This is a genomic window from Micrococcus sp. 116 (genome assembly GCF_902506395.1).
Lineage (GTDB): Bacteria > Actinomycetota > Actinomycetes > Actinomycetales > Micrococcaceae > Micrococcus > Micrococcus luteus.
Genome location: NZ_LR732370.1, coordinates 568,155 through 590,718 on the forward strand (window position 1 = coordinate 568,155; position 22,564 = coordinate 590,718).

22 protein-coding genes are annotated in these 22,564 nt (G+C 73.1%); 21 read left to right on the forward strand and 1 reads right to left on the reverse strand.

Going from position 1 to position 22,564, the window contains the following annotated elements; genetic code table 11:
* Positions 1-77 precede the first annotated feature (77 nt).
* The 20 genes from argS to CITRIK5_RS02770 all read left to right on the forward strand — a co-directional run bounded on the left by argS (position 78) and on the right by CITRIK5_RS02770 (position 21,419).
* Positions 78-1,748 (forward strand): arginine--tRNA ligase, encoded by a 1,671-nt coding sequence (gene argS / locus CITRIK5_RS02675; RefSeq protein ID WP_159833029.1) that lies wholly within the window; start codon positions 78-80, stop codon positions 1,746-1,748.
* An 8-nt stretch (positions 1,749-1,756) separates the two neighbouring features.
* A complete protein-coding gene (gene lysA / locus CITRIK5_RS02680; protein ID WP_159833031.1) occupies positions 1,757-3,232 on the forward strand; it encodes a diaminopimelate decarboxylase in 1,476 nt (491 codons plus the stop codon).
* Between the two features lie 171 nt (positions 3,233-3,403).
* On the forward strand, positions 3,404-4,726 hold the full coding sequence (locus tag CITRIK5_RS02685; protein WP_101967154.1) for a homoserine dehydrogenase: 1,323 nt from the start codon (positions 3,404-3,406) through the stop codon (positions 4,724-4,726).
* Between the two features lie 3 nt (positions 4,727-4,729).
* Complete coding sequence (thrC, locus tag CITRIK5_RS02690) at positions 4,730-5,842, forward strand: threonine synthase (protein ID WP_036313078.1); 1,113 nt, start codon at positions 4,730-4,732, stop codon at positions 5,840-5,842.
* A gap of 3 nt (positions 5,843-5,845) precedes the next feature.
* Positions 5,846-6,799 (forward strand): homoserine kinase, encoded by a 954-nt coding sequence (thrB, locus tag CITRIK5_RS02695; RefSeq protein ID WP_101967155.1) that lies wholly within the window; start codon positions 5,846-5,848, stop codon positions 6,797-6,799.
* A gap of 320 nt (positions 6,800-7,119) precedes the next feature.
* Entirely contained in the window at positions 7,120-9,219 is a 2,100-nt protein-coding gene (gene rho / locus CITRIK5_RS02700; RefSeq protein WP_159833033.1) for a transcription termination factor Rho, read from the forward strand.
* Between the two features lie 115 nt (positions 9,220-9,334).
* Complete coding sequence (gene prfA / locus CITRIK5_RS02705) at positions 9,335-10,444, forward strand: peptide chain release factor 1 (RefSeq protein ID WP_044659208.1); 1,110 nt, start codon at positions 9,335-9,337, stop codon at positions 10,442-10,444.
* Complete coding sequence (gene prmC, locus CITRIK5_RS02710) at positions 10,441-11,343, forward strand: peptide chain release factor N(5)-glutamine methyltransferase (RefSeq protein ID WP_159833035.1); 903 nt, start codon at positions 10,441-10,443, stop codon at positions 11,341-11,343. Before prfA ends, prmC begins: the two co-directional genes overlap by 4 nt.
* Positions 11,340-12,071, forward strand: a complete 732-nt coding sequence (locus CITRIK5_RS02715; RefSeq protein ID WP_049161492.1) for an L-threonylcarbamoyladenylate synthase — start codon at positions 11,340-11,342, stop codon at positions 12,069-12,071. Before prmC ends, CITRIK5_RS02715 begins: the two co-directional genes overlap by 4 nt.
* A 9-nt stretch (positions 12,072-12,080) precedes the next feature.
* The gene (locus CITRIK5_RS02720) at positions 12,081-13,220 is read left to right on the forward strand and encodes an MraY family glycosyltransferase (protein WP_159833037.1); all 1,140 of its coding nucleotides are present in this window, start codon (positions 12,081-12,083) and stop codon (positions 13,218-13,220) included.
* Complete coding sequence (locus CITRIK5_RS02725; protein ID WP_101967161.1) at positions 13,217-13,651, forward strand: hypothetical protein; 435 nt, start codon at positions 13,217-13,219, stop codon at positions 13,649-13,651. The genes CITRIK5_RS02720 and CITRIK5_RS02725 overlap by 4 nt, the downstream gene beginning before the upstream one ends.
* Before the next feature lie 231 nt (positions 13,652-13,882).
* Entirely contained in the window at positions 13,883-14,683 is an 801-nt protein-coding gene (gene atpB / locus CITRIK5_RS02730; RefSeq protein ID WP_002857266.1) for a F0F1 ATP synthase subunit A, read from the forward strand.
* A 150-nt stretch (positions 14,684-14,833) separates the two neighbouring features.
* Positions 14,834-15,049 carry an ATP synthase subunit C gene (locus tag CITRIK5_RS02735; RefSeq protein WP_002857264.1) on the forward strand — a complete coding sequence of 72 codons (216 nt, stop codon included), beginning with the start codon at positions 14,834-14,836 and terminating at the stop codon, positions 15,047-15,049.
* Between the two features lie 84 nt (positions 15,050-15,133).
* The gene (locus CITRIK5_RS02740) at positions 15,134-15,688 is read left to right on the forward strand and encodes a F0F1 ATP synthase subunit B (protein WP_159833039.1); all 555 of its coding nucleotides are present in this window, start codon (positions 15,134-15,136) and stop codon (positions 15,686-15,688) included.
* Complete coding sequence (locus CITRIK5_RS02745; protein ID WP_159833041.1) at positions 15,685-16,500, forward strand: F0F1 ATP synthase subunit delta; 816 nt, start codon at positions 15,685-15,687, stop codon at positions 16,498-16,500. The genes CITRIK5_RS02740 and CITRIK5_RS02745 overlap by 4 nt, the downstream gene beginning before the upstream one ends.
* Positions 16,501-16,590: 90 nt before the next feature.
* Positions 16,591-18,225, forward strand: coding sequence for a F0F1 ATP synthase subunit alpha (gene atpA, locus CITRIK5_RS02750; RefSeq protein ID WP_036334989.1), 1,635 nt, complete (start codon positions 16,591-16,593; stop codon positions 18,223-18,225).
* A gap of 83 nt (positions 18,226-18,308) precedes the next feature.
* Positions 18,309-19,202, forward strand: coding sequence for a F0F1 ATP synthase subunit gamma (locus CITRIK5_RS02755; RefSeq protein WP_049161482.1), 894 nt, complete (start codon positions 18,309-18,311; stop codon positions 19,200-19,202).
* A gap of 53 nt (positions 19,203-19,255) precedes the next feature.
* On the forward strand, positions 19,256-20,713 hold the full coding sequence (gene atpD / locus CITRIK5_RS02760) for a F0F1 ATP synthase subunit beta (RefSeq protein ID WP_070708778.1): 1,458 nt from the start codon (positions 19,256-19,258) through the stop codon (positions 20,711-20,713).
* 6 nt (positions 20,714-20,719) lie between these two features.
* Positions 20,720-20,995 carry a F0F1 ATP synthase subunit epsilon gene (locus tag CITRIK5_RS02765; protein ID WP_036313044.1) on the forward strand — a complete coding sequence of 92 codons (276 nt, stop codon included), beginning with the start codon at positions 20,720-20,722 and terminating at the stop codon, positions 20,993-20,995.
* Between the two features lie 34 nt (positions 20,996-21,029).
* Positions 21,030-21,419, forward strand: coding sequence for a DUF2550 family protein (locus CITRIK5_RS02770; protein ID WP_230259842.1), 390 nt, complete (start codon positions 21,030-21,032; stop codon positions 21,417-21,419).
* Between the two features lie 14 nt (positions 21,420-21,433).
* On the opposite strand, the gene nucS is transcribed toward CITRIK5_RS02770, so the two are convergent.
* On the reverse strand, positions 21,434-22,129 hold the full coding sequence (gene nucS, locus CITRIK5_RS02775; RefSeq protein WP_002857250.1) for an endonuclease NucS: 696 nt from the start codon (positions 22,127-22,129) through the stop codon (positions 21,434-21,436).
* Positions 22,130-22,181: 52 nt separating this feature from the next.
* Here nucS and CITRIK5_RS02780 point away from each other — a divergent pair, with 52 nt between their 5' ends.
* Complete coding sequence (locus CITRIK5_RS02780; protein WP_036382177.1) at positions 22,182-22,541, forward strand: hypothetical protein; 360 nt, start codon at positions 22,182-22,184, stop codon at positions 22,539-22,541.
* Positions 22,542-22,564 lie beyond the last annotated feature (23 nt).

Sequence of the window (22,564 nt, forward strand, 5' to 3'; positions counted from 1 at the left end):
GCGGGCCGGAGGGGGCCATCTCGCAGGGTTCGTTCGCACGCGCACGGGCGCGGCGGCCCTTCCGTAGACTTGCGCGGGTGAAGCCCGAAGACCTCTCCGCCCTGCTGTCCGCTGTCCTCACCGACGCCGTCGATGCCGGTGACCTCCCCGCCGCGCTGCGGGAGGAGATCACCCCCGCGCGCGTGAAGGTGGAGCGACCCCGCAGCCGCGAGCACGGCGACTGGGCCACCAACGTCGCCCTCCAGCTGGGCAAGAAGGCCGGGATGACCCCGCGCGACCTCGCCGGGCTCGTGGCCGAGCGCCTGACCGGGAAGCCGGGCATCGCCGCCGTCGACGTCGCCGGCCCCGGCTTCCTCAACGTCACCCTGGACGCGGCCGCGGCCGGCGCCCTGGCCCGCGAGATCGTCGAGGCCGGCCCGGAGTACGGCCGCAACGACGCCCTGGCCGGGCACACCGTGAACATGGAGTTCGTCTCCGCCAACCCCACCGGCCCGCTGCACATCGGCCACACCCGCTGGGCCGCGCTGGGCGACGCGATCGCCCGCCTGCTGCGCGCCTCGGGCGCGGACGTCACCGCCGAGTACTACGTCAACGACGCCGGCAACCAGATGAACGTGTTCGCCGACTCGGTCCTCGCCCGCCTGCACGGCCGTGACGTCCCCGCGGGCGGCTACCCGGGCGCGTACGTGCAGGAGCTGGCCGACGCCGTCGCCCTCGAGCACCCGGACGTGCGCGAGCTGACGGACGAGGCCGCCCGCCCGGTGGTCCGCGAGGCCGCGTACCGGCTCCAGATGCAGGACATCAAGGACACGCTCGCCGCCTTCGACGTGCACTTCGACGTGTTCACCTCGGAGCAGACGCTCCACGACTCCGGCGCGATCGAACAGGCCGTGCAGCGGCTGCGCGAACAGGGCCACATCGAGGACCGCGAGGGCGCCGTGTGGCTCAAGACCACCGACTTCGGCGACGACAAGGACCGCGTGCTCATCCGCGCCAACGGCGAGCCCACCTACTTCGCCGCCGACGCCGCCTACTACCTCCACAAGCGCGACCGCGGCTTCGAGGAGAAGGTGTACCTGCTCGGCGCCGACCACCACGGCTACGTGAACCGCCTCAAGGCGATCGCCGCCGCCGCCGGCGACGACCCGGCGACGAACATCGAGATCCTCATCGGCCAGCTCATCTCGGTCAACGGCGCGAAGCTCTCCAAGCGCGCCGGCAACATCATCGAGCTCAAGGACCTCGTGGAGTGGCTCGGCCGCGACGCCCTGCGCTACGACCTGGCCCGCTACCCCGCGGACTCGCCCCTGACGATCGACCCCGAGCTGCTGCGCTCCGCCACGAACGACAACCCCGTCTACTACGTGCAGTACGCCCACGCCCGCGCCTCGGGCGCGGCGCGCACCGCGCAGGCCCACGGCGTGGACCGCTCCGAGTTCGACGCCGCCCTGCTCACCCACGCCACCGAGTCGGAGCTGCTGGCCCAGCTGGCGGAGTTCCCGGCCGTCGTCGGCGCGGCGGCGCGCCTGCGCGAGCCGCACCGCGTGGCCCGCCACCTCGAGGTGATCGCCGGGGCCTACCACTCGTGGTACGCCGCCTGCCGCATCGTGCCCATGCCCACCGACGACGGGACGCCGCGTCCCGTCGAGACCCTCAACCGCACCCGCCTGTGGCTCAACGACGCCACCGCCCAGGTGCTGGCCAACGGCCTCGGCCTGCTCGGCGTGACCGCCCCGGAGAAGATGTGAGCGCCCGGATGACGACGCCGCAGCCCGCCCCCGCCCCGTCCCTTCTCGCCCCCGCCTGGCTCCCCGCGCCGGGGGACCCGGACGCGCTCGTGCCCGGCCTGTGGGCCGCCGGCGTGGACCGCGCCGCCGACGGCGAGCTCACCGTCCAGGGCCTGCGCGCGAGCGCGCTCGCCGCGGAGTTCGGCACGCCGCTGCTCGTGGTGGACGAGGACGACTTCCGCGCCCGCGCCCGCGCGTTCCGCGAGGGCTTCGACGCCGCGTTCGCCGACCTGTGCGGGGGAGCGGACGTCTACTACGCCGGCAAGTCCATGCTCACCCTCTCCACCGCCCGCTGGGCGGCCGAGGAGGGCCTGCGCGTGGACACCGCCTCCGGCGGCGAGCTGGCGATCGCGCTGGCCGCCGGCGTCGACCCGGCCCACATCGGCCTGCACGGCAACAACAAGTCGGACGCCGAGCTGCGCACCGCCCTCGAGGCGGGCGTGGGCCGGATCATCGTGGACTCGCTCGACGAGCTCACCCACCTGGCCGCGCTCGCGGCCGAGGCCGGCCGCCGCGCCCCCGTGATGCTCCGGCTGACCCCGGGCGTGCACGCGCACACCCACGACTTCATCGCCACCGCGCACGAGGACCAGAAGTTCGGCCTCTCCCTGGCCCCGGCCTCCACCGACCGGGACGGCAACGTGGCCGGCCGCTCGCCGGCCGCCGTCGCCGTGGCCGCGGCCCTGGCGGCCGAGTCGATCGACCTGCTGGGCGTGCACTGCCACATCGGGTCCCAGATCTTCGAGGCCGAGGGCTTCGGGCTGGCGGCCGGACGCGTGCTCGAGTTCCTCGCCGAGGTCAAGGCTGAGCATGGGGTGGAGCTGGCCGAGCTCGACCTCGGCGGCGGCCACGGCATCGCCTACACGGCCGTGGACGAGCCGCGCCCGGCCGCGGAGATCGCCGACGCCCTCGCCGACGACGTCCAGAAGACCGTCGAGCGCCTCGGCCTGAGGTGCCCGCGGGTCTCGCTCGAGCCGGGGCGGGCCATCTCGGGCCCCGCGGGGCTGACCCTCTACACGGTCGGGGTGACCAAGACCGTGGACGCGGACACCCCCGACGGCGGCACCGCGGCCCGCCGCTACGTCGCCGTGGACGGCGGCATGTCCGACAACCCGCGTCCCGTGCTCTACGACGCCGACTACACCGCCGTCTCCGCGCGCCGCACCTCGGAGGCCGAGCCGGTGCTCTCCCGCGTGGTGGGCAAGCACTGCGAGTCCGGCGACATCCTGGTCCGCGACGTGTACCTGCCGGCCGACCTGGGCCGCGGCGACCTGCTGGCCGTGCCGGCCACGGGCGCGTACACGCACGTGATGTCCTCGAACTACAACGCGCTGGCCCGCCCGGCCGTCGTCGCGGTCTCCGGCGGGCAGGCGCGGGTGATCATCCGTCGCGAGACGCAGGAGGACCTGTTCGCCCGCGAGGCCGATCCGCGCCTCGCCCGCTGAGGACGCGGGCGCGGCGCACCCGGCCGCCGGCCTCGAGCCCGGGTGGGTCCGTCCCGCTCTGCGGACACCGAGTGTCGCGCGGTGGGACGGGCCGGGGCGCCGCGCTAGATTCGAGGCCAGCCGGGCCGCGCGGTCGCGCGGGCCCGACCCCACCCTGGATCACGGAGGACCATGCCCCAGCACACCGACGCCCCCACCGCACTCAAGGTCGCCCTACTGGGCGGCGGGACCGTGGGGTCCCAGACCGCCCGGATCCTCACCGAGGACGCCGACATCCTGCGGGACCGCGTGGGCGCCGACCTCGAGCTCACGGGCATCGCGGTGCGGGACACGGGCGCGACGCGCGACTGGCAGGCGGGCCCGGCGCTCTACACGACCGACGCCGAGGCGCTCGTGGACGGCGCGGACGTCGTCATCGAGCTGATGGGCGGCATCGAGCCGGCCCGCACCCTGATCCTGCGCGCCCTGGCCGCCGGCACGTCCGTGGTGACGGGCAACAAGGCGCTGCTGGCCCAGCACGGCGAGGAGCTGTACGCCGCGGCCGCCGCCACCGGCGCGCAGCTCAGCTTCGAGGCCGCCGTCGCCGGCGCCATCCCGATCCTGCGCCCGCTGCGCGACTCCCTGGGCGGCGACCGCGTCACCCGCGTGATGGGCATCGCCAACGGCACCACCAACTTCATCCTCGACCGGATGGACTCCGAGGGGGCGGACTTCGACGACGCCCTCGCCGAGGCCCAGCGGCTCGGCTACGCCGAGGCCGACCCGACCGCCGACGTCGAGGGCCACGACGCCGCCGCGAAGGCCGCGATCCTGGCGACCATCGCGTTCGGGGCGCCGTACACCCTGGACCAGGTGGCCGTCGCGGGCATCACCGCGATCACGGCCGAGGACAACGCCGCCGCCGCGGAGGCGGGCTACGTCATCAAGCTGCTGGCGATCGCCGAGCGCGGCCGCGCCGCCGACGGCGCCGAGGGCGCGGTCCTGCGCGTGCACCCCACCCTGCTGCCGCGGGAGCACCCGCTGGCCTCCGTGCGCGGGGCGTTCAACGCCGTCTTCGTGGAGGCCGACAACGCCGGCGAGCTCATGTTCTACGGTCCCGGCGCCGGCGGCGCCCCCACCGCCTCCGCGGTGATGGGCGACGTCGTCTCGATCGCCCAGCGCATCGTGCGCGGCGGCCCGGCGCGCCTGCGCACCCCCGTCACCGCCCTGCCCGCCCTGGACCCGGCCGAGGCCCACACCTCCTTCATGGTCGTGCTGCGCGCGGCGGACCAGCCCGGTGTGCTGCGCCGCGTCGCCGGGGTGTTCGAGGAGCACGGCGTCTCCATCGAGACGCTGCGTCAGGTCCCATCTGAGCGCGAGGACGCCCCCGGCGCGTCCCTGCGGCTGATCACCCACCGTGCGCGGCAGCGCGACCTCGACGCCACCGTCGGGGCGCTCGCCGCCCTGGACGTCGTCCACGAGGTCGCGTCCGTCCTCCGAGTCGAAGGGAACTGACCCATGGCCCACCAGTGGCGCGGCGTCGTCCGCGAGTACGCCGACCGCCTGCCCGTCACCGAGGACACGCGCGTGATCACCCTCGGCGAGGGCGGCACCCCGCTCATCCACGCCCCCCACCTCTCCGAGCTGGTGCAGGGCACCGTGCACGTGAAGTTCGAGGGCATGAACCCGACCGGCTCCTTCAAGGACCGCGGCATGACCATGGCGATCACCGCCGCCGTCGCTGACGGCGCGAAGGCCGTCGTCTGCGCGTCCACCGGCAACACGTCCGCCTCGGCGGCGGCCTACGCCGCGCAGGCCGGGATCACGTGCGCCGTGCTCGTGCCCGAGGGGAAGATCTCGATGGGCAAGATGTCCCAGGCCGTGGCCCACGGCGCGGAGATCCTCCAGGTGCAGGGCAACTTCGACGACTGCCTCGAGGTGGCCCGCAAGCTGGCCGAGAACTACCCCGTGTTCCTCGTGAACTCCGTCAACCCGGCCCGCATCGAGGGGCAGAAGACCGGCGCGTTCGAGGTCGTGGACACCCTCGGCGACGCCCCGGACTACCACCTGCTGCCCGTGGGCAACGCGGGCAACATCACCGCGTACTGGAAGGGCTACCGCGAGTACGCCGCCCCCTACGTGAACCCGCACGAGGGCGCCTCGGACGCCGAGCTGCCCGCGGTGGCCACGAAGACCCCCGTGATGTGGGGCTTCCAGGCCGCGGGCGCCGCCCCGATCGTCCAGGGCCACCCCGTGACCGACCCGGACACGATCGCCACCGCCATCCGGATCGGCAACCCGGCCTCGTGGGAGCAGGCCGAGGCCGCCCGCGACGAGTCCGGCGGGATGATCGACTCCGTCACGGACGAGGAGATCCTCGAGGCCCATCGCTGGCTCTCCGCGAAGGAGGGCGTGTTCGTCGAGCCCGCCTCCGCCGCCGGCGTCGCCGGGCTGCTCAAGCACCACGCCGCCGGGAACGTGCCGGCCGGCAAGAGCTGGGTCATCACCGTCACCGGCCACGGCCTCAAGGACCCGCAGTGGGCCCTGCGCGGCGCCGACGGCGCCGACGTGACCCCGCGCTCGGTGCCGTTCGACGTGGTCACCGTCGCCCAGGCCCTCGGCCTGAGCTGAGCCATGGCCGCACCGCAGCCGCTGGCGCCCGGGACCGCCGCGTCCGTCTCCGTCCCCGCCACCTCCGCCAACCTCGGCCCCGGCTTCGACTCGATGGGCCTGGCCCTGGAGCTGCGCGACGAGGTGACGCTCACGGTCGTGGCGGGCCCTGACGTCGCGGAGGTCGAGGGGGAGGGGGAGGCCACCCTGCCGCGGGACGGCGCGCACCTGATCCTGCGCCTGGCGCACGAGCACCTGCGGGACCGCGGGTTCACCGCGCCGGGGCTGCACCTGCGCGCCGTGAACCGGATCCCGCACGCCCGCGGGCTCGGCTCGTCCGCGGCCGCCGTCGTCGCGGCCTACGCCGCGGCCGAGGCCCTGCTGCCGGCCGCCCTGCGCCGGGCGCCCGCGGACCTGCTCGAGGCGGCCACCCGCTTCGAGGGGCACCCGGACAACGTCGCCCCCGCACTCGTGGGTGGGGCCACCGTCTCCTGGATCCGTGACGACGTCCCCGGCCCGGCCACGGCGCGGCTGCGGCTGCACGAGCGCGTGGTGCCGGTGGTCGCGATCCCGGACACCGAGCTGTCCACCCACGTCGCCCGGGGCGTGCTGCCCGCCGAGGTGCCCCACGCCGTGGCGGCTGCCCAGGCCGGCCGTGCCGCGCTGCTCGTCCACGCCCTGGCGGAGGACCCCACGCTGCTGCCGGCCGCCACGCGCGACTGGCTGCACCAGGAGCCGCGCGCCGTGGCCATGCCGGACAGCGCCGCGCTCGTCGCGGGGCTGCGTGAGCGCGGCCATGCCGCCGTCGTCTCCGGCGCGGGCCCCACGGTGCTCGCGCTGTGCGACGGCGTCCAGGCGGCTGAACACGCCGCGGAGGCGGCGCGTGCTCTGACGGCGGACGGGGCGGCCGCCTGGCGCGTGCTGGTGCCGTCCGTGGCCGTGGACGGTGTTAGGGTGGAATCACTCCACCACGGCTGACCCCACCGCCTCGCGCGGCCCGGGTCTCTGGTGCCCGGGCCTGTGACGGCCGGACGCACCGTGCGCCGTCGGCCGGAACCCCGCCGCGATCCATCCCGTGCTGCGCACGGCCGGTGAGCGGGACCCCCTCCGGCTCGGTCGAGTCCGGACGCCTCCGCCCCGTCACGCAGCGACTGCGCACGATCAGGGGAGGCGCCACTGATGAGTTCACACCATGAAACCCGGTTTTCTGGGGCGCCGCTGCGCGGCCCGACCGGATGCACACCGCAGCCCGACGCGCCACGCGCCGCCGGGCCGCATTCGAGGGAGAAGGAACCTTCGTGACCGAATCCACGGAACAGACCACGCCGACGAACGGCGGTGGCCTGGCCTCGCTCAAGCTCGCCCAGCTCCAGGCCCTGGCCTCCCAGCTCGGCATCGCCGGCGGCTCACGCATGCGCAAGGCCGACCTGGTGACCGCGATCTCCGACCACCAGCGCGGCGGCTCCGTGGCGGACCGCGACGCCGCCGAGCGCGCGGCCCAGGCCCCCGCGGCCCCCGCCGCCGAGGCCGTCCCGGCGGCCGCGTCCTCCGAGGACGCCGCCCCGGCCGCCGAGCGCCCGGCCCGCCGCCGCTCGCGCCGCGCCGACGCCGACACCTCCGCTCCGGCCGCCGCCCAGGACGGGCAGCCCCAGGCCGAGGCCCGCGAGGCCCAGACCGAGCAGGCCCCCCGGGAGACCGCCTCGGACCAGGATCGGTCCGGGGGGTCCGAGACCCGCGACGAGGGCGAGGACCGCCCGCAGTCCGAGCGCCGCTCCCGCGGCCGCCGCCGCGCCGGCGACGACGACGCCCAGCAGGGTCAGGACCGTCGCTCCGACGGCGCCAAGGGCGAGGACGGCGCCGACGCGGACCGCCGCGGCGACCGGGAGGACCGTGACGACAACGGGCGCGAGAACGGCCGCGGCCGCAACGGGCGGGACCGCGAGAACGGCCGCGACCGCGAGAACGGCCGCGAGAACAACCGGGACCGTGAGAACGGCCGCGAGAACAACCGGGACCGTGAGAACGGCCGCGACGGCTCGCGCGAGCAGCGCGGCGACAAGTCCGAGGACGGCGGCCGGGGCGACGGCGGACGCGGGGACCGCAGCCGCCGCGACGACCGCGACGACGAGGGCGGCCGCAACCGCCGCAACCGTCGCAACCGCAACGAGCGCGGCCGCAACCGTCGTGGCCGCGGCGGCCCCGAGGTCGACGAGACCGAGCTGACCGAGGACGACGTCCTGCAGCCCGTGGCCGGCATCCTCGACGTGCTGGACAACTACGCGTTCGTCCGCACCTCCGGCTACCTGCCGGGCCCGAACGACGTCTACGTCTCCCTGGCCATGGTGAAGAAGTACGGTCTGCGCAAGGGCGACGCCGTCGTCGGCGCGATCCGCGCCCCGCGCGACGGTGAGAAGCAGCAGCACCACGGCGGCGGCTCCAACCGTCAGAAGTTCAACGCCCTGGTGAAGATCTCCTCGGTCAACGGTCAGCCCGCCGTCGAGCACCCGCAGCGCGTGGAGTTCGGCAAGCTCGTGCCGCTGTACCCGCAGGAGCGCCTGCGCCTGGAGACCGATCCCAAGCTGATCGGCCCCCGCGTGATCGATCTGGTCAGCCCCATCGGCAAGGGCCAGCGCGGCCTCATCGTCTCCCCGCCCAAGGCCGGCAAGACGATGATCCTGCAGTCGATCGCCAACGCGATCAAGACGAACAACCCCGAGGTCCACCTCATGATGGTGCTCGTGGACGAGCGCCCCGAGGAGGTCACCGACATGCAGCGGTCGGTGGACGGCGAGGTCATCGCCTCCACGTTCGACCGCCCGGCGGACGACCACACCACCCTCGCCGAGCTGGCCATCGAGCGTGCCAAGCGCCTCGTGGAGATGGGCCGCGACGTCGTCGTGCTGCTCGACTCCATGACTCGCCTGGGCCGCGCCTACAACCTGGCCGCCCCGGCCTCGGGCCGCATCCTCTCCGGCGGTGTGGACTCCTCGGCGCTGTACCCGCCGAAGAAGTTCTTCGGCGCCGCCCGCAACATCGAGAACGGCGGCTCGCTGACCATCCTGGCCACCGCGCTGGTCGAGACCGGCTCGCGCATGGACGAGGTGATCTTCGAGGAGTTCAAGGGCACCGGCAACATGGAGCTGCGCCTGTCCCGTCACCTCGCGGAGCGCCGCATCTTCCCGGCGGTGGACGTCAACGCGTCCGGCACCCGCCGCGAGGAGGCCCTGCTCTCGCAGGAGGAGGTCAAGATCATGTGGAAGCTGCGCCGGGTGCTCTCCGGCCTCGAGCAGCAGCAGGCCCTCGACCTGCTCACCAACAAGATCAAGGACACCGCGTCCAACGCCGAGTTCCTCATGCTGGTCTCCAAGACCACGCTGGGGTCCAAGGGCGACGACTGACCGTCCCGTCGCACGGCCCCGTCCCGCCCGGGGGAGCTCGTCTCCGCCGGACGGGGCGGGGCCGTCCACGTCGGACAGCCCGGCCCGCTGAGGCCGGAGGAGGAGAGGCACGCACGTGTTCGATTCGGACCAGCGGCGCGAGGCCGTGGATCGGCTCCTGGCGGAGCATCGCGAGCTGACGGCGCGCCTGTCCGACCCGGCGGTGCACCAGGACCCGGCGCTCGCCCGGCGGCTGAACCGGCGGTTCGCCGAGCTCGGCGCCGTGGTGACGGCCCACCGCGCCTGGTCGGCGGCCGCGGAGGAGCTGGCCGACGCGCGGGAGCTGGCCGCGGCCGGCGACGACGACGCGGCGGCCTTCGCGGCCGAGGTGCCCGGTCTGGAGGCGGCCGAGGCGGAGGCCGCCGAACGGCTGCGCCGGCTGCTGATCCCGCGCGACCCCGACGACGCCCGCGACGTGATCCTCGAGATCAAGGGCGGCGAGGGCGGCGAGGAGGCGGCCCTGTTCGCCGGCGACCTGTTGCGCATGTACCTGCGCTACGCCGAGTCCCGGGGCTGGAAGACGGAGGTCCTCTCCGCCACGCACTCCGACCTGGGCGGCTACAAGGACGTCCATGTGGCGGTGCGGGGGAGCGCGGCCGACCCGGCCGACGGCGTCTACGCCCGGCTCAAGTTCGAGGGCGGCGTGCACCGCGTGCAGCGCGTGCCCGTCACCGAGTCCCAGGGCCGCATCCACACCTCCGCCGCCGGCGTGCTCGTGCTGCCCGAGGTGGACGCCCCGGACGAGGTCCACCTCGATCCGAACGACCTCAAGGTGGACGTGTTCCGCTCCTCCGGGCCGGGCGGCCAGTCCGTCAACACGACCGACTCCGCGGTGCGCCTGACGCACCTGCCCACGGGGATCGTCGTCTCCATGCAGAACGAGAAGTCCCAGATCCAGAACCGCGAGGCCGCGCTGCGCGTGCTGCGGTCGCGGCTGCTCGAGCGGCAGCGGGCGGAGCAGGACGCCGAGGACTCCGCGGCGCGCGCCGCGCAGGTGCGCACCATGGACCGCTCGGAACGCATCCGCACCTACAACTTCCCGGAGAACCGGATCGCGGACCACCGCACCGGCTACAAGGCGCACAACCTCGACGCGGTCCTCGACGGCGACCTCGAGGCCGTGATCGCCTCCTGCCTCGCCCTCGACGAGGAGCGGCGGCTCGCCGCGCTGGGCGGGGACGCGTGAGCGCACCGGCCTGGTCCGCGCTGCTGCGCGACGCCGCCGCCCGCCTGGCCGCGGTGGGCATCGACTCGCCGCGCGTGGACGCCGAGCTGCTGCTGGCCCACGTGCTCGGCCTCGACCGCGGCGCGCTGCTGGCCCGGGTGTTCGCCGGGGCCGTGGCCGAGCCCGCGCAGGCGGCGGCGTTCGAGGCGCTCGTCGGACGCCGCGCCGCCCGCGAGCCCGTCCAGCACCTGACCGGCGTCGCGCACTTCCACGGGCTCGACCTGGCGGTCGGCCCGGGCGTCTTCATCCCGCGGCCGGAGACCGAGCTGCTCGTGGAGACCGTCGTGGCCGACCTGGCCGCGCGGCCGGCGGCGGGCGTCGTGGTGGACCTGTGCACCGGCTCCGGCGCGATCGCCGCGGCCGTCGCGGCGTGGGGCGAGGCGCGGGGACGCGCGCTCGCCGTCACCGCCGTCGAGCTCGACCCGACGGCGGCCGACTGGGCCCGGCGGAACCTCGCCCCGCGCGGGATCGACCTGCGACAAGGCGATGCCCTTGTCGCATGCCCCGACCTCGAGGGCCGCGTGGACGTCGTCGTGAGCAACCCGCCCTATGTGCCCGAGGCCGAGGTGCCCGCCCAGCCCGAGGCCCGACTGGACCCGGCGCGGGCGCTCTACGGCGGGGACGCGCCCGGGCTGCGGGTCCCGCGGGCCATCGCGCACCGGGCGGCGGACCTGCTCGCCCCGGGCGGCCTCTTCGCCATGGAGCACCACGAGACGCAGGGCCCGGCGCTCCTGGCCACCCTCGGCGCGGACCCCCGGTTCACGGGCGTCCGCGTGCACCCGGACCTCACCGGACGAGACCGGTTCCTGACGGCGCGCCGGTCCTGCGACGCCGCGGCGGGCGCGGAGGTGGAAGAATGACCGACGTGAGTGACTTCATCGACGTCTCGGATCCGGCCGCCCTCGAGAATGCCGTGGCCCGCGCCCGCGAGGTCCTCGCGGACCGCGGCTGCGTGGTCCTGCCCACGGACACCGTCTACGGCATCGGAGCGGACGCGTTCTCCCCGCTGGCCGTGGCCGTGCTGCTGGCCGCCAAGGGCCGCAGCCGCACCATGCCGCCGCCCGTGCTCATCGCGGACCGCCGCGTCATGGCGGGCCTCGCGTACGACGTGCCGGAGGAGGCCGAGGCCCTCGCCGAGCGCTTCTGGCCCGGCGCCCTCACGCTCATCCTCAAGTCCCAGCCCACGCTGACCTGGGACCTCGGCGAGACCCGCGGCACCGTCGCCCTGCGCGTGCCGGACGACGCGGTGGCCCGCGAGCTGCTCTACGCCGTCGGCCCCATGGCCGTCTCCAGTGCGAACCGCACCGGCATGGACGCCGCCACCACCGCCGACGCCGCCCGCTCGATGCTGGGGGAGTCCGTGGCCCTCTACCTCGACGCCGGCCCCCGCGAGAGCCGGGATCCCTCGACGATCGTGGACTGCACCGTCACCCCGTTCCGGGTGGCCCGGCAGGGCTCCGTGCCCCTGGAAGAGCTGCGCGCGGTGGTGCCGGACCTGCTCGCCGAGGGCGAGGAGCCGCCGGTCGCCGCCGAGCGGATCGCGGCCGACGACGCCGCCGCGGCGCGCCCCGCCGACCGGGAGGCCTGACCGGCCCCCATGCGCGCGTATCTCGTCCTGGTCGTGGTCACGGCCGTCGCCTGCGGGGCCCTGACGCCCCTCATGCGCCGGCTGGGGCTGCGCGCGCGCGTGTTCACCCCGCTGCGCCAGCGAGACGTGCACCGGCACCCCGTGCCGAAGCTGGGCGGCGTGGCCATGGCCGCGGCCGTGCTGGTGGGATTCGCCGTCGGGGGAGTCGTGCCGTTCCTCCAGGGGATCTACGCGGACGACGCCGCGATGCGCGGGCTCCTGGTCGCCGTCGCCGTCGTGCTCATCGTGGGCATCGCCGACGACATGTGGGACCTGCGCTGGTGGGTGAAGATGGCCGGCCAGGTGCTGGCCGGGCTCGCGGTGGCCCTGGGCGGGATCCGCATCGAGGCGATGCCGGTGGGCTGGATCCCGGTGGGGAACGAGACCACGCAGGTCATCCTCACGGTGTTCGCCGTGGTGCTGACGATGAACGCGATCAACTTCGTGGACGGTCTGGACGGCCTGGCGGCGGGCGTCGCGCTGATCGGCGGCTCGGCCTTCTTCGTCTACTCGTATCTGCTGACGCGGACCATCAACCAGTTCGACTACGCCAACCTCGCCACCCTGCTCATGGCCCTGCTCGTCGGCGCGTGCGTGGGCTTCCTGCCGTGGAACCTGGCCCCGGCCCGCATCTTCATGGGCGAGGTGGGGGCCATGCTCATCGGCCTGCTGATGGCCGCGGCCGCGGTCGCCGTGACCGCGGACGTGAACGCCCTGGACGGGATGCGCTTCCGCAACGTCCCCGCCTACATGCCGATCCTGCTGCCCGTCGCCGTCCTCGCACTGCCGCTCGCGGACCTCGCCCTGGCCGTGCTGCGGCGGACGGCCAAGGGCACCAGCCCCTTCTCGGCGGACCGCGGGCACCTGCACCACAAGCTCGTGGACGGCGGCTACACCCAGGCGCAGGCCGTCGCGCTGCTCTGGCTCTGGGCGTTCCTCGTGGCCTGGGGCGCGGTGTCCCTGAACTTCGTGGACCACAGGATCGTCCTGCCCGTGCTCGCCGTGGCCCTGGCCGGAGCCGGCTACCTCACCCTGCATCCGCTCGTGGAGCGCCGTCGCGCGGTCCGGAACGACGCCGCGGCCCACCCGGACGAGCGGGGGGACGCGTGACCGGGGCGGGAGGTCGCCGACGCCGGCGCCGCTGGGAGAACCGCCGTGGCTGGTGGGGGATCCTCGGGTGGTCCCTGGCCGCGGCGGGGGCTGCCCTGGCGATCACGTGCGCCGCGTGGCTGCTCTCCGCCGGCGGTGAGGCAGCCGGGAGCGCCCTGTTGGGCGGCGGCGCGGTGCTCGCGCTCTCGGCGCTCACCGGGGTGACGACGGCACTCGTCTGGGACCGGGCGCGCGAGGCGGCGCTGCCGGTCAGCGTGGGGCTGTTCGTGCTCAAGATCGCGGTGTTCGCGGTGCTGCTGGGGGCCCTGCCCCGCCCCGACTGGGTCCGGCCGGACGCGGCGGCGATCTCCGCCCTCGTGACGATCCTCGTCTGGCAGACCGCGGAGGTCCTCGTCTTCGCCCGGACCCGCCGCGGGATCTACGCCGATTGACCCGCCCGAGGGGCGAAGACACGGAGCCGCGGGCCATGTCGTGGGCCCCGTCTGCGGTACGGAGCACGGGTCACCGTTTGGTATCGTTGGCGGCGAACACTTCGACGGCGCCCATCTGCCGCCATCCGTGTCTCGCATCGCACCGGTACCCCCGCAATGTCGCGGCGCCCGCCTGTGGTCCGGGGACGAGGCTGCGGTCCCGTCGACTGCATCACTTCGGAGAGGAACCGCGTGCTGACCCTCGTGCTGGCCAACGCATCATTCGTGCCCCCCACCATCTCTGATGGTCACCTCCCGGAGATCTTCCCCTGGGGTGCGGAGTACGGCACTGGCTTCGGCAAGCAGATGCTGCTCGTCCTGCTCTCCGTGGTGCTCATCACCGCCTTCTTCGCGTGGGCCATGCGCCGTCCCCGGCTCGTGCCCGGCAAGGCCCAGTGGCTCGCCGAGTCCGGCTACTCCTTCGTCCGGAACGACATCGCGAAGGACATCCTGGGCGAGAAGAACTTCAAGCAGTGGGTCCCGCTGCTCTTCGCCATCTTCTTCTTCGTGCTGCTGAACAACCTGTTCGGCGCCATCCCGGTGCTGCAGCTGCCGACCTTCTCCCACGCGGGCGCCGCCTACGGCCTGGCCCTCATCGTCTACGCGATCTGGATCGGCGTCGGCATCAAGCGCCACGGCGTGCGCTACCTGAAGCTGGCCGTCGTGCCCTCCGGTGTGCCCGGCTGGATCCTGCCGCTGCTCGTGCCGCTGGAGATCATCTCCAACTTCATCGTGCGCCCCCTGACCCACTCCCTGCGTCTGATGGCCACCATGCTCTCCGGCCACATGATCGTGATGCTCGCCGGCGCCGGCGCCGCCTACCTGATCACGCAGACCGGCAGCCTGGCCCTGCAGGGCACCGGCATCCTGGTCATCCTCGGCTCGGTGGCCCTGTACTTCCTCGAGCTGCTGATCATGTACCTGCAGGCCTTCGTCTTCACGCTGCTGACCGCGATCTACATCCAGGGCGCGATCGACGCGAACGACCACTGATCTTCCGGGGCCGCCTCGGGCACGACCCAGGCGGCCGCGGTACGGCGGGAGAGCCCGCCACCAGTCTTCCCGGCCCTCCGCAGGAGGACCACCCGGGAGGCCGACCCTCCACAACCCGGCCGGACACCTCGGCCTCGTGAAAGGAACACCATGGAACTGCACGGTTCGCTCAACATGATCGGCTACGGCCTCGCCGCCATCGGCTCCGCCATCGGCGTGGGCCTGATCTTCGCCGCCTACATCAACGGCGTCGCCCGTCAGCCGGAGGCCCAGCGCATCCTGCAGCCGATCGCCCTCCTGGGCTTCGCGCTCGCCGAGGCCCTCGCCATCCTGGGCCTCGTCTTCGCCTTCGTCATCGGCGCCTGACGCGCCGCGTCCACGGAGCGCCCGCACGGTGAGACCGTCGGTGCTCCCTCTCCACAGGACTCTTGACCGAAGGATGGTTGAAACATGATCAGCAACGGACTGATCCTCGCGGCGGCTGAGGGGGCCAACCCCCTGATCCCCAACCCGTGGGAGATCCTCGTCGTCGTGGTGGGCTTCGCCCTGCTCATGTTCATCGTCATCAAGTTCATCGTCCCGACCCTCGAGAAGTCCTACCAGGACCGTGTCGAGGCGATCGAGGGCGGTCTGGCCAAGGCTGAGAAGGCCCAGGCCGAGGCGAACGCGATGATGGCGGACTACGAGTCGCAGCTGGCGGACGCCCGCACCGAGGCGAACCGCATCCGCGAGGATGCCCGCACCGAGGCCGCCGAGATCGTGGCCGAGGCGCGCGAGCGCGCGACCGCCGAGGCGACGCGCATCTCCGAGCAGGCGCAGGCGCAGATCGCCGCCGATCGTCAGCAGGCCGCCGCGCAGCTCAAGGGCGAGGTCGGCTCGCTGGCCACGACCCTGGCCGGCAAGATCGTGGGCGAGTCCCTCGAGGACGACGCCCGCTCGCAGCGCGTGGTCGACCGCTTCCTGGCTGACCTGGACCGTCACCAGAGCGCAGGTGTCGCCGAATGATGACGGGCGCATCGAGGGACTCCCTGGCCGCCTCCCTGGAGGCCGTCGGTCCGGTGCTGGACGAGGGCGGCGTGGCCCTGGCACGCGAGCTGTTCGGCGCGCTGGACGTGGTGGACGAGCACGGCGCCCTGCGCCGCGCCCTGACCGACCCCGCCTGGACCACCGAGCGCCGTCACGGCCTCGTCGACTCGCTGTTCGGCGCCCGGGTGACCCCCGGTGCACTGCAGGTCCTCAAGGACCTGGCCGGCCGCCGCTGGTCGGCGGAGCGCGATCTCGGGGACGCCCTCGAGACGGTGGCCGCGCACGCGGCCGCCGCGGAGGCCGCACGCGGCGGACACGCGGGCCTGGCCGCCCTCTCGGGCGAGCTGCTGGCCTTCAACCGCACGGTGGAGGACTCGCACGAGGTGCAGCGGGCGCTCACCGATCAGCACGCACCCCTCGAGGCGCGGGCCGCTCTGGCCGGTCGTCTCCTGGGCGAGTCGGCCAGCCCGGCCGGCCGACTGCTGGTCGAGCGCGCCGTCGCGGCCCCGCGCGGCCTGAAGCCGTCCGCCGCCGTCCGCAAGGCCGCGGACGTCGTCGCCGAGCGGCAGCGCCAGTGGATCGCCGAGGTGACCGTGGCCCGGCCGCTCGAGGCCGAGCAGCAGGAGCGGCTGGCCTTGGGCCTGCGCCGCGCCTTCGGTCGCGATCTCGTCATGGACGTGACGGTGGACCCCCACGTGGTGGGTGGCATCCGCGTCCAGGTCGGCGACGACGTCGTCGACGGGTCCATGGCCTCGCGCCTCCACGACCTCCAGCGGCGGATGGCCGGCTGAGGCCGGCTCCCGCCCGCATCCGGAACACCCACGAACGTAAGCATCATCGTCACGTCGATGATCACCAAGCACAGAGAGCAGGGACTGCAGATGGCCGAATTGACCATCAACGCTGACGATGTCCGCAATGCCTTGAACGATTTCGCGGCATCGTACGAACCGTCGGGCACCGATCGCACCGAGGTCGGCCGTGTCATCTCCGCGGCGGACGGCATCGCTCGTGTGGAGGGTCTGCCCTCCGTCATGGCGAACGAGCTGCTGCGCTTCGAGAACGGCATCCAGGGCCTGGCCCAGAACCTCGACACCCGCGAGATCGGTGTCGTCGTCCTCGGCGAGTTCCAGGAGATCCGCGAGGGCATGGAGGTGCAGCGCACCGGCGAGATCCTCTCCGTCCCGGTGGGCGACGCCTTCCTGGGCCGCGTGGTGGACCCGCTGGGCCAGCCCATCGACGACCTGGGCCCGATCGAGGCCGAGGGCCGCCGTGCCCTCGAGCTGCAGGCGCCGACCGTGACCGAGCGCAAGTCGGTCCACGAGCCGCTGCAGACCGGCATGAAGGCCATCGACGCCATGATCCCGATCGGCCGTGGCCAGCGTCAGCTGATCATCGGTGACCGCCAGACCGGCAAGACCGCGATCGCCGTCGACACGATCCTCAACCAGAAGGCCAACTGGGAGTCGGGCGACGTCGAGAAGCAGGTCCGCTGCGTCTACGTGGCCGTGGGCCAGAAGGCCTCCACCATCGCCGGCGTCCGCGCCACGCTGGAGGAGCACGGCGCCCTGGAGTACACCACCATCGTGGCCTCCCCGGCGTCCGACCCGGCCGGCTTCAAGTACCTCGCCCCCTACGCCGGCTCGGCCATCGGCCAGCACTGGATGTACGGCGGCAAGCACGTGCTGATCATCTTCGACGACCTGTCGAAGCAGGCCGAGGCCTACCGTGCCGTCTCCCTGCTGCTGCGCCGCCCGCCGGGCCGCGAGGCCTACCCGGGCGACGTCTTCTACCTGCACTCCCGGCTCCTCGAGCGCTGCGCCAAGCTCTCGGACGAGATGGGCGCGGGCTCCATGACCGGCCTGCCGATCATCGAGACCAAGGCGAACGACGTGTCGGCCTACATCCCGACCAACGTCATCTCCATCACCGACGGCCAGATCTTCCTGCAGTCGGACCTGTTCAACGCCAACCAGCGTCCCGCCGTGGACGTGGGCATCTCGGTGTCCCGCGTGGGCGGCGCCGCCCAGGTCAAGGCCATGAAGAAGGTCTCCGGCACGCTGAAGCTGGACCTGGCGCAGTACCGCGACCAGCAGGCGTTCTCCATGTTCGCCTCGGACCTGGACCCGGCCACCCGCCGCCAGCTCGCCCGCGGTGAGCGCCTCATGGAGCTGCTCAAGCAGCCGCAGTACTCGCCCTACCCGGTCGAGGAGCAGGTCGTGTCCATCTGGGCCGGCTCCAAGGGCCACCTCGACGAGGTGCCGGTGCAGGACGTGCTGCGCTTCGAGCGCGAGTTCATCGACCACCTGCGTCGCCACACCTCCGTCCTGACCGACATCGCCTCCACCGGCAAGCTCGAGGACGGCACCGTGTCCGCGCTCGAGTCGGCCGTCGCCGAGTTCTCCAAGGGCTTCCAGTCCTCCGAGGACGGCGGCGTGCAGGCCGGCCACGAGGAGCACCGCGCGATCGAGCAGGACCAGGTCGCGCAGGAGCAGATCACCAAGCAGAAGCGCTGACCGCCGGTCGGTGAGGGAGCGGTCCGGCGTCGGACCCCACGGGGACGACGCCGGGCCGCCCTCCCGCCAGGGAAAGGACCACCATGGGAGCCCAGATCCGGGTCTACCGTCAGAAGATCGCGTCGACGTCGTCGATGAAGAAGATCTTCAAGGCGATGGAGCTGATCGCCACGTCCCGCATCACCAAGGCACGTGAGCGCGTCAGCGCGTCGCTGCCCTACGCGAACGCGATCACCCGCGCCGTCTCGGCCGTGTCGAGCCAGCACGACATCGATCATGTCCTCACCACGGAGCCCGAGAACCCGACCCGGGCGGCCGTGCTCATCATGTCCTCGGATCGCGGCCTCGCCGGCGCGTACTCCGCGAACGTGCTGCGCAAGGCCGAGCAGCTCCTCACCCGCCTCGGCGAGGAGGGCAAGGACGTGGACGTGTACGTCGTCGGCCGCAAGGCGCAGACGTACTTCGACTTCCGCGGCCGCGACTACAAGCAGCTGTGGACCGGCCAGACGGACGCCCCCGTCGCCGAGCGCGCCTCCGAGATCGGCGAGGTGCTCGTGGACGCGTTCCTCACGGACACGGCAGACGGCGGCGTGGACGAGATCCACGTCGTGTTCACCGAGTTCGTCTCGCTCGTGAAGCAGAACCCCCACGTGGTGCGCCTGCTGCCCCTCGAGGTCGTCGAGGAGGAGGCCGCCACCGCCGAGGAGGTGCTGCCGCTCTACGAGTACGAGCCGGACGCGGAGGAGGTCCTCGACGCGCTGCTGCCCAAGTACATCGAGTCGCGCATCTTCAACGCGATGCTGCAGTCGGCGGCCTCGGAGCTCGCCAACCGTCAGCGCGCCATGAAGTCGGCGGGCGACAACGCCACGAGCCTCATCAAGGACTACACGCTCCTGATGAACAACGCCCGTCAGGCCGAGATCACCCAGGAGCTCACCGAGCTCATCGCGGGCGCGGACGCGCTCAACAACTCCTGAGCCCGTTCGGGACTCACCAGACTCGCCATCCACACACGATAGAAGTGAGAGAGATGACTGCCACCATCACTGACCAGGGCACCGGGACCCCCACCGGCGGTGCCACCGGACGCGTGTCCCGCGTCATCGGCCCCGTGATCGACGCCGAGTTCCCGGCCAACGCGATGCCGGAGATCTACAACGCGCTGACCACTGAGATCGACCTCAACGGCCAGCGCCGCACGGTCACCTTCGAGGTCGCCCAGCACCTCGGCGACAACATGGTCCGCGCCATCTCCCTGCAGTCCACCGACGGCCTGGTGCGCGGCACCGACGTCGTGGACACCGGCGCCCCCATCTCGGTGCCGGTCGGTGACGCCGTGAAGGGCCACATCTTCAACGTGCTCGGCGAGACCCTGGACATGCCGACCTCGCAGCTGCAGGCCGAGGACCGCTGGCCGATCCACCGCCCGGCCCCGAACTTCGCCTCCCTCGAGGGCTCCACCGAGATGCTGGAGACCGGCATCAAGGTCATCGACCTGCTGACCCCCTACATCAAGGGCGGCAAGATCGGCCTGTTCGGCGGCGCCGGCGTGGGCAAGACCGTGCTCATCCAGGAGATGATCACCCGTGTGGCCCGCAACTTCGGCGGCACCTCCGTGTTCGCCGGCGTCGGCGAGCGCACCCGTGAGGGCAACGACCTCTGGGTCGAGATGGAGGAGGCGGACGTCCTCAAGGACACCGCCCTCGTGTTCGGCCAGATGGACGAGCCGCCGGGCACGCGTCTGCGCGTGGCCCTGTCCGCGCTGACCATGGCGGAGTACTTCCGCGATGTGCAGAACCAGGACGTGCTGCTGTTCATCGACAACATCTTCCGCTTCTCGCAGGCCGGTTCCGAGGTCTCCACGCTGCTGGGCCGCATGCCCTCCGCCGTGGGCTACCAGCCGAACCTGGCGGACGAGATGGGCGTGCTCCAGGAGCGCATCACCTCGACCCGCGGCCACTCCATCACCTCGATGCAGGCCGTGTACGTCCCCGCGGACGACTACACCGACCCGGCCCCGGCCAACGTGTTCGCGCACCTGGACGCGACCACCAACCTGACCCGTGACCTCGCGTCCCGTGGCCTGTACCCGGCCGTGGACCCGCTGGCCTCGACCTCGCGCATCCTCGACCCGCAGTACGTGGGCCAGGACCACTACGACGTGGCCATCCGCGTGAAGCAGATCCTGCAGAAGAACAAGGAGCTGCAGGACATCATCGCGATCCTCGGCGTGGACGAGCTCTCCGAGGAGGACAAGATCACCGTGGGCCGCGCCCGCAAGATCGAGCAGTTCCTCTCGCAGAACACCTACACCGCCAAGCAGTTCACCGGCGTCGAGGGCTCCACCGTGCCGGTCAAGGACACCGTCGAGGGCTTCAAGGCCATCGCCGACGGCGACCTGGACCACGTCGCGGAGCAGGCCTTCTACAACGTGGGCGGCCTGGACGACGTCGAGCGCGAGTGGGCCAAGATCCAGGCCGAGGGCTGATCGATCATGGCTGAGCTCAACGTCGAGATCGTCTCCGAGGAGCGGTCCATCTGGTCGGGCGCCGCGTCGGCCGTGTCGGCGCGCACCGTCAACGGTGAGATCGGCATCCTCCCGGGCCACACCCCGATGCTCGCCGTCCTCGGCGACGGCGAGGTCGTGGTGCGGACCACGGACGGCGGCACCGTCACCGCGCAGGCCCGCGGCGGCTTCTTCTCCGTGGACCACGACCGTGTCGTGATCGCCGCGACGTCCGCCCGGCTGGGCGACGCCGCGGCGGCCTGACGCGGCGCGGCAGGACCTGACGGTGGAGGGCCCGGTGCTCATCGCCTCGGCGACCGTGGTGGCAGTCATCGTGCTGTCGGCACTCGCCCTGGTGATGCGGCGCCGGGCCCTCGCCCGTGTCACGGCCGCCTTCCCTGCGGTCCTGGAGCGGGAGGGCCCGGGGCGTGAGCGTGTGATCGGCGTGTACGACGAGTCCCGCCTGCGCCTCACCGGGGGCTGGCGCCTCTCGCGAGAGCGCTGGAGCGCGGACCGGAGCCGCCTGCAGATCGACCGCCTCCCGGCGGACGAGGCCGGCCGGGCCGTCCTGGAGCTGAGCGCCGGCACACGTCCGGTGCGCGTCGTCGTCGACCCCGACGACGCCGGCGCCCTGCGCGCCTGGAGCGAGGCGGGGCCGTCCGCGGCGTCGTCCTTCTGGCGCCGCTGAGCCCGCCCGGCGCCTCAGAACAGGCGGGACTCGGCGTCGTCCACGCCGCGCATCGCGTCGTAGTCGAGGGTGACGCAGCGGATGCCGCGGTCCTCGGCGAGGGTGCGGGCCTGGGGCTTGATCTGCTGGGCCGCGAACACGCCGCGCACGGGCGCCAGGAGCGGGTCCCGGTTCATCAGCTCGAGGTAGCGGGTGAGCTGCTCGACCCCGTCGATGTCCCCACGGCGCTTGAGCTCGACCGCCACGGTGCCGCCGTCGGCGTCGCGGGCCAGGATGTCCACGGGGCCGATCGCCGTCATGTACTCGCGGCGCACGAGGGTGTGGCCGTCGCCGAGCAGGCTGATCTGCTCGGCCAGCAGACGCTGCAGATCCGCCTCCACGCCGTCCTTGACGAGGCCGGGGTCCACGCCGAGCTCGTGGGAGTCGTCCGCCAGGACCTCCTCGATGAGCACGATGAGTCGGTCGTCGGACTTCTTGGCCTGCACGCGCCAGACCTGCGTCACCCCCTGGTCGGCCTGATCGGGGGAGGGCTCCTCCACGTGCAGGGTCGCGGGCGGCGACATCCAGTTGAGGGGCTTGTAGGAACCGCCGTCGGAGTGCACCAGCACCGAGCCGTCCGCCTTCACCATGAGCAGGCGGGTGGCGGTGGGCAGGTGGGCGTTCAGGCGGCCCTCATAGGTCACGGAGCAGCGGGCAATGACGAGTCGCACCGGTCCATCCTAGGCGGACCGTGCCCACCCGCTCGTGTGTCAGCATGGGGACATGCCCCGTTCGAACCGTCCCCGCCGCTCGTCCGCGCCTCGGCGGAGCGAGCGCGGGGCCTCCGGCGTCTCCCGGCGGTCCCGGCCGTCGCCGGGGCGGTCCGACCCGCTCGAGGAGCTCCTCGGCCTGGACGCGGGCTACTCGCGCCAGTCCGGGTCCGACGGCGGCTGGCACGTCCGGCAGATCCCCGCGTGGCGCGCGGTGAAGGACTACACGTGCCCCGGCTGCGGCCGGGTGATCCGGCAGGGCCAGGCGCACCTCGTGGCCTGGCGCGCCGACTGGATCATGGGGGACGAGGACGCGGGAGCGGACCGGCGGCACTGGCACCCGGTGTGCTGGCGCACCCGCCCGAGCCGCTGACCGCGACGGTCCGGGCCGCGCCG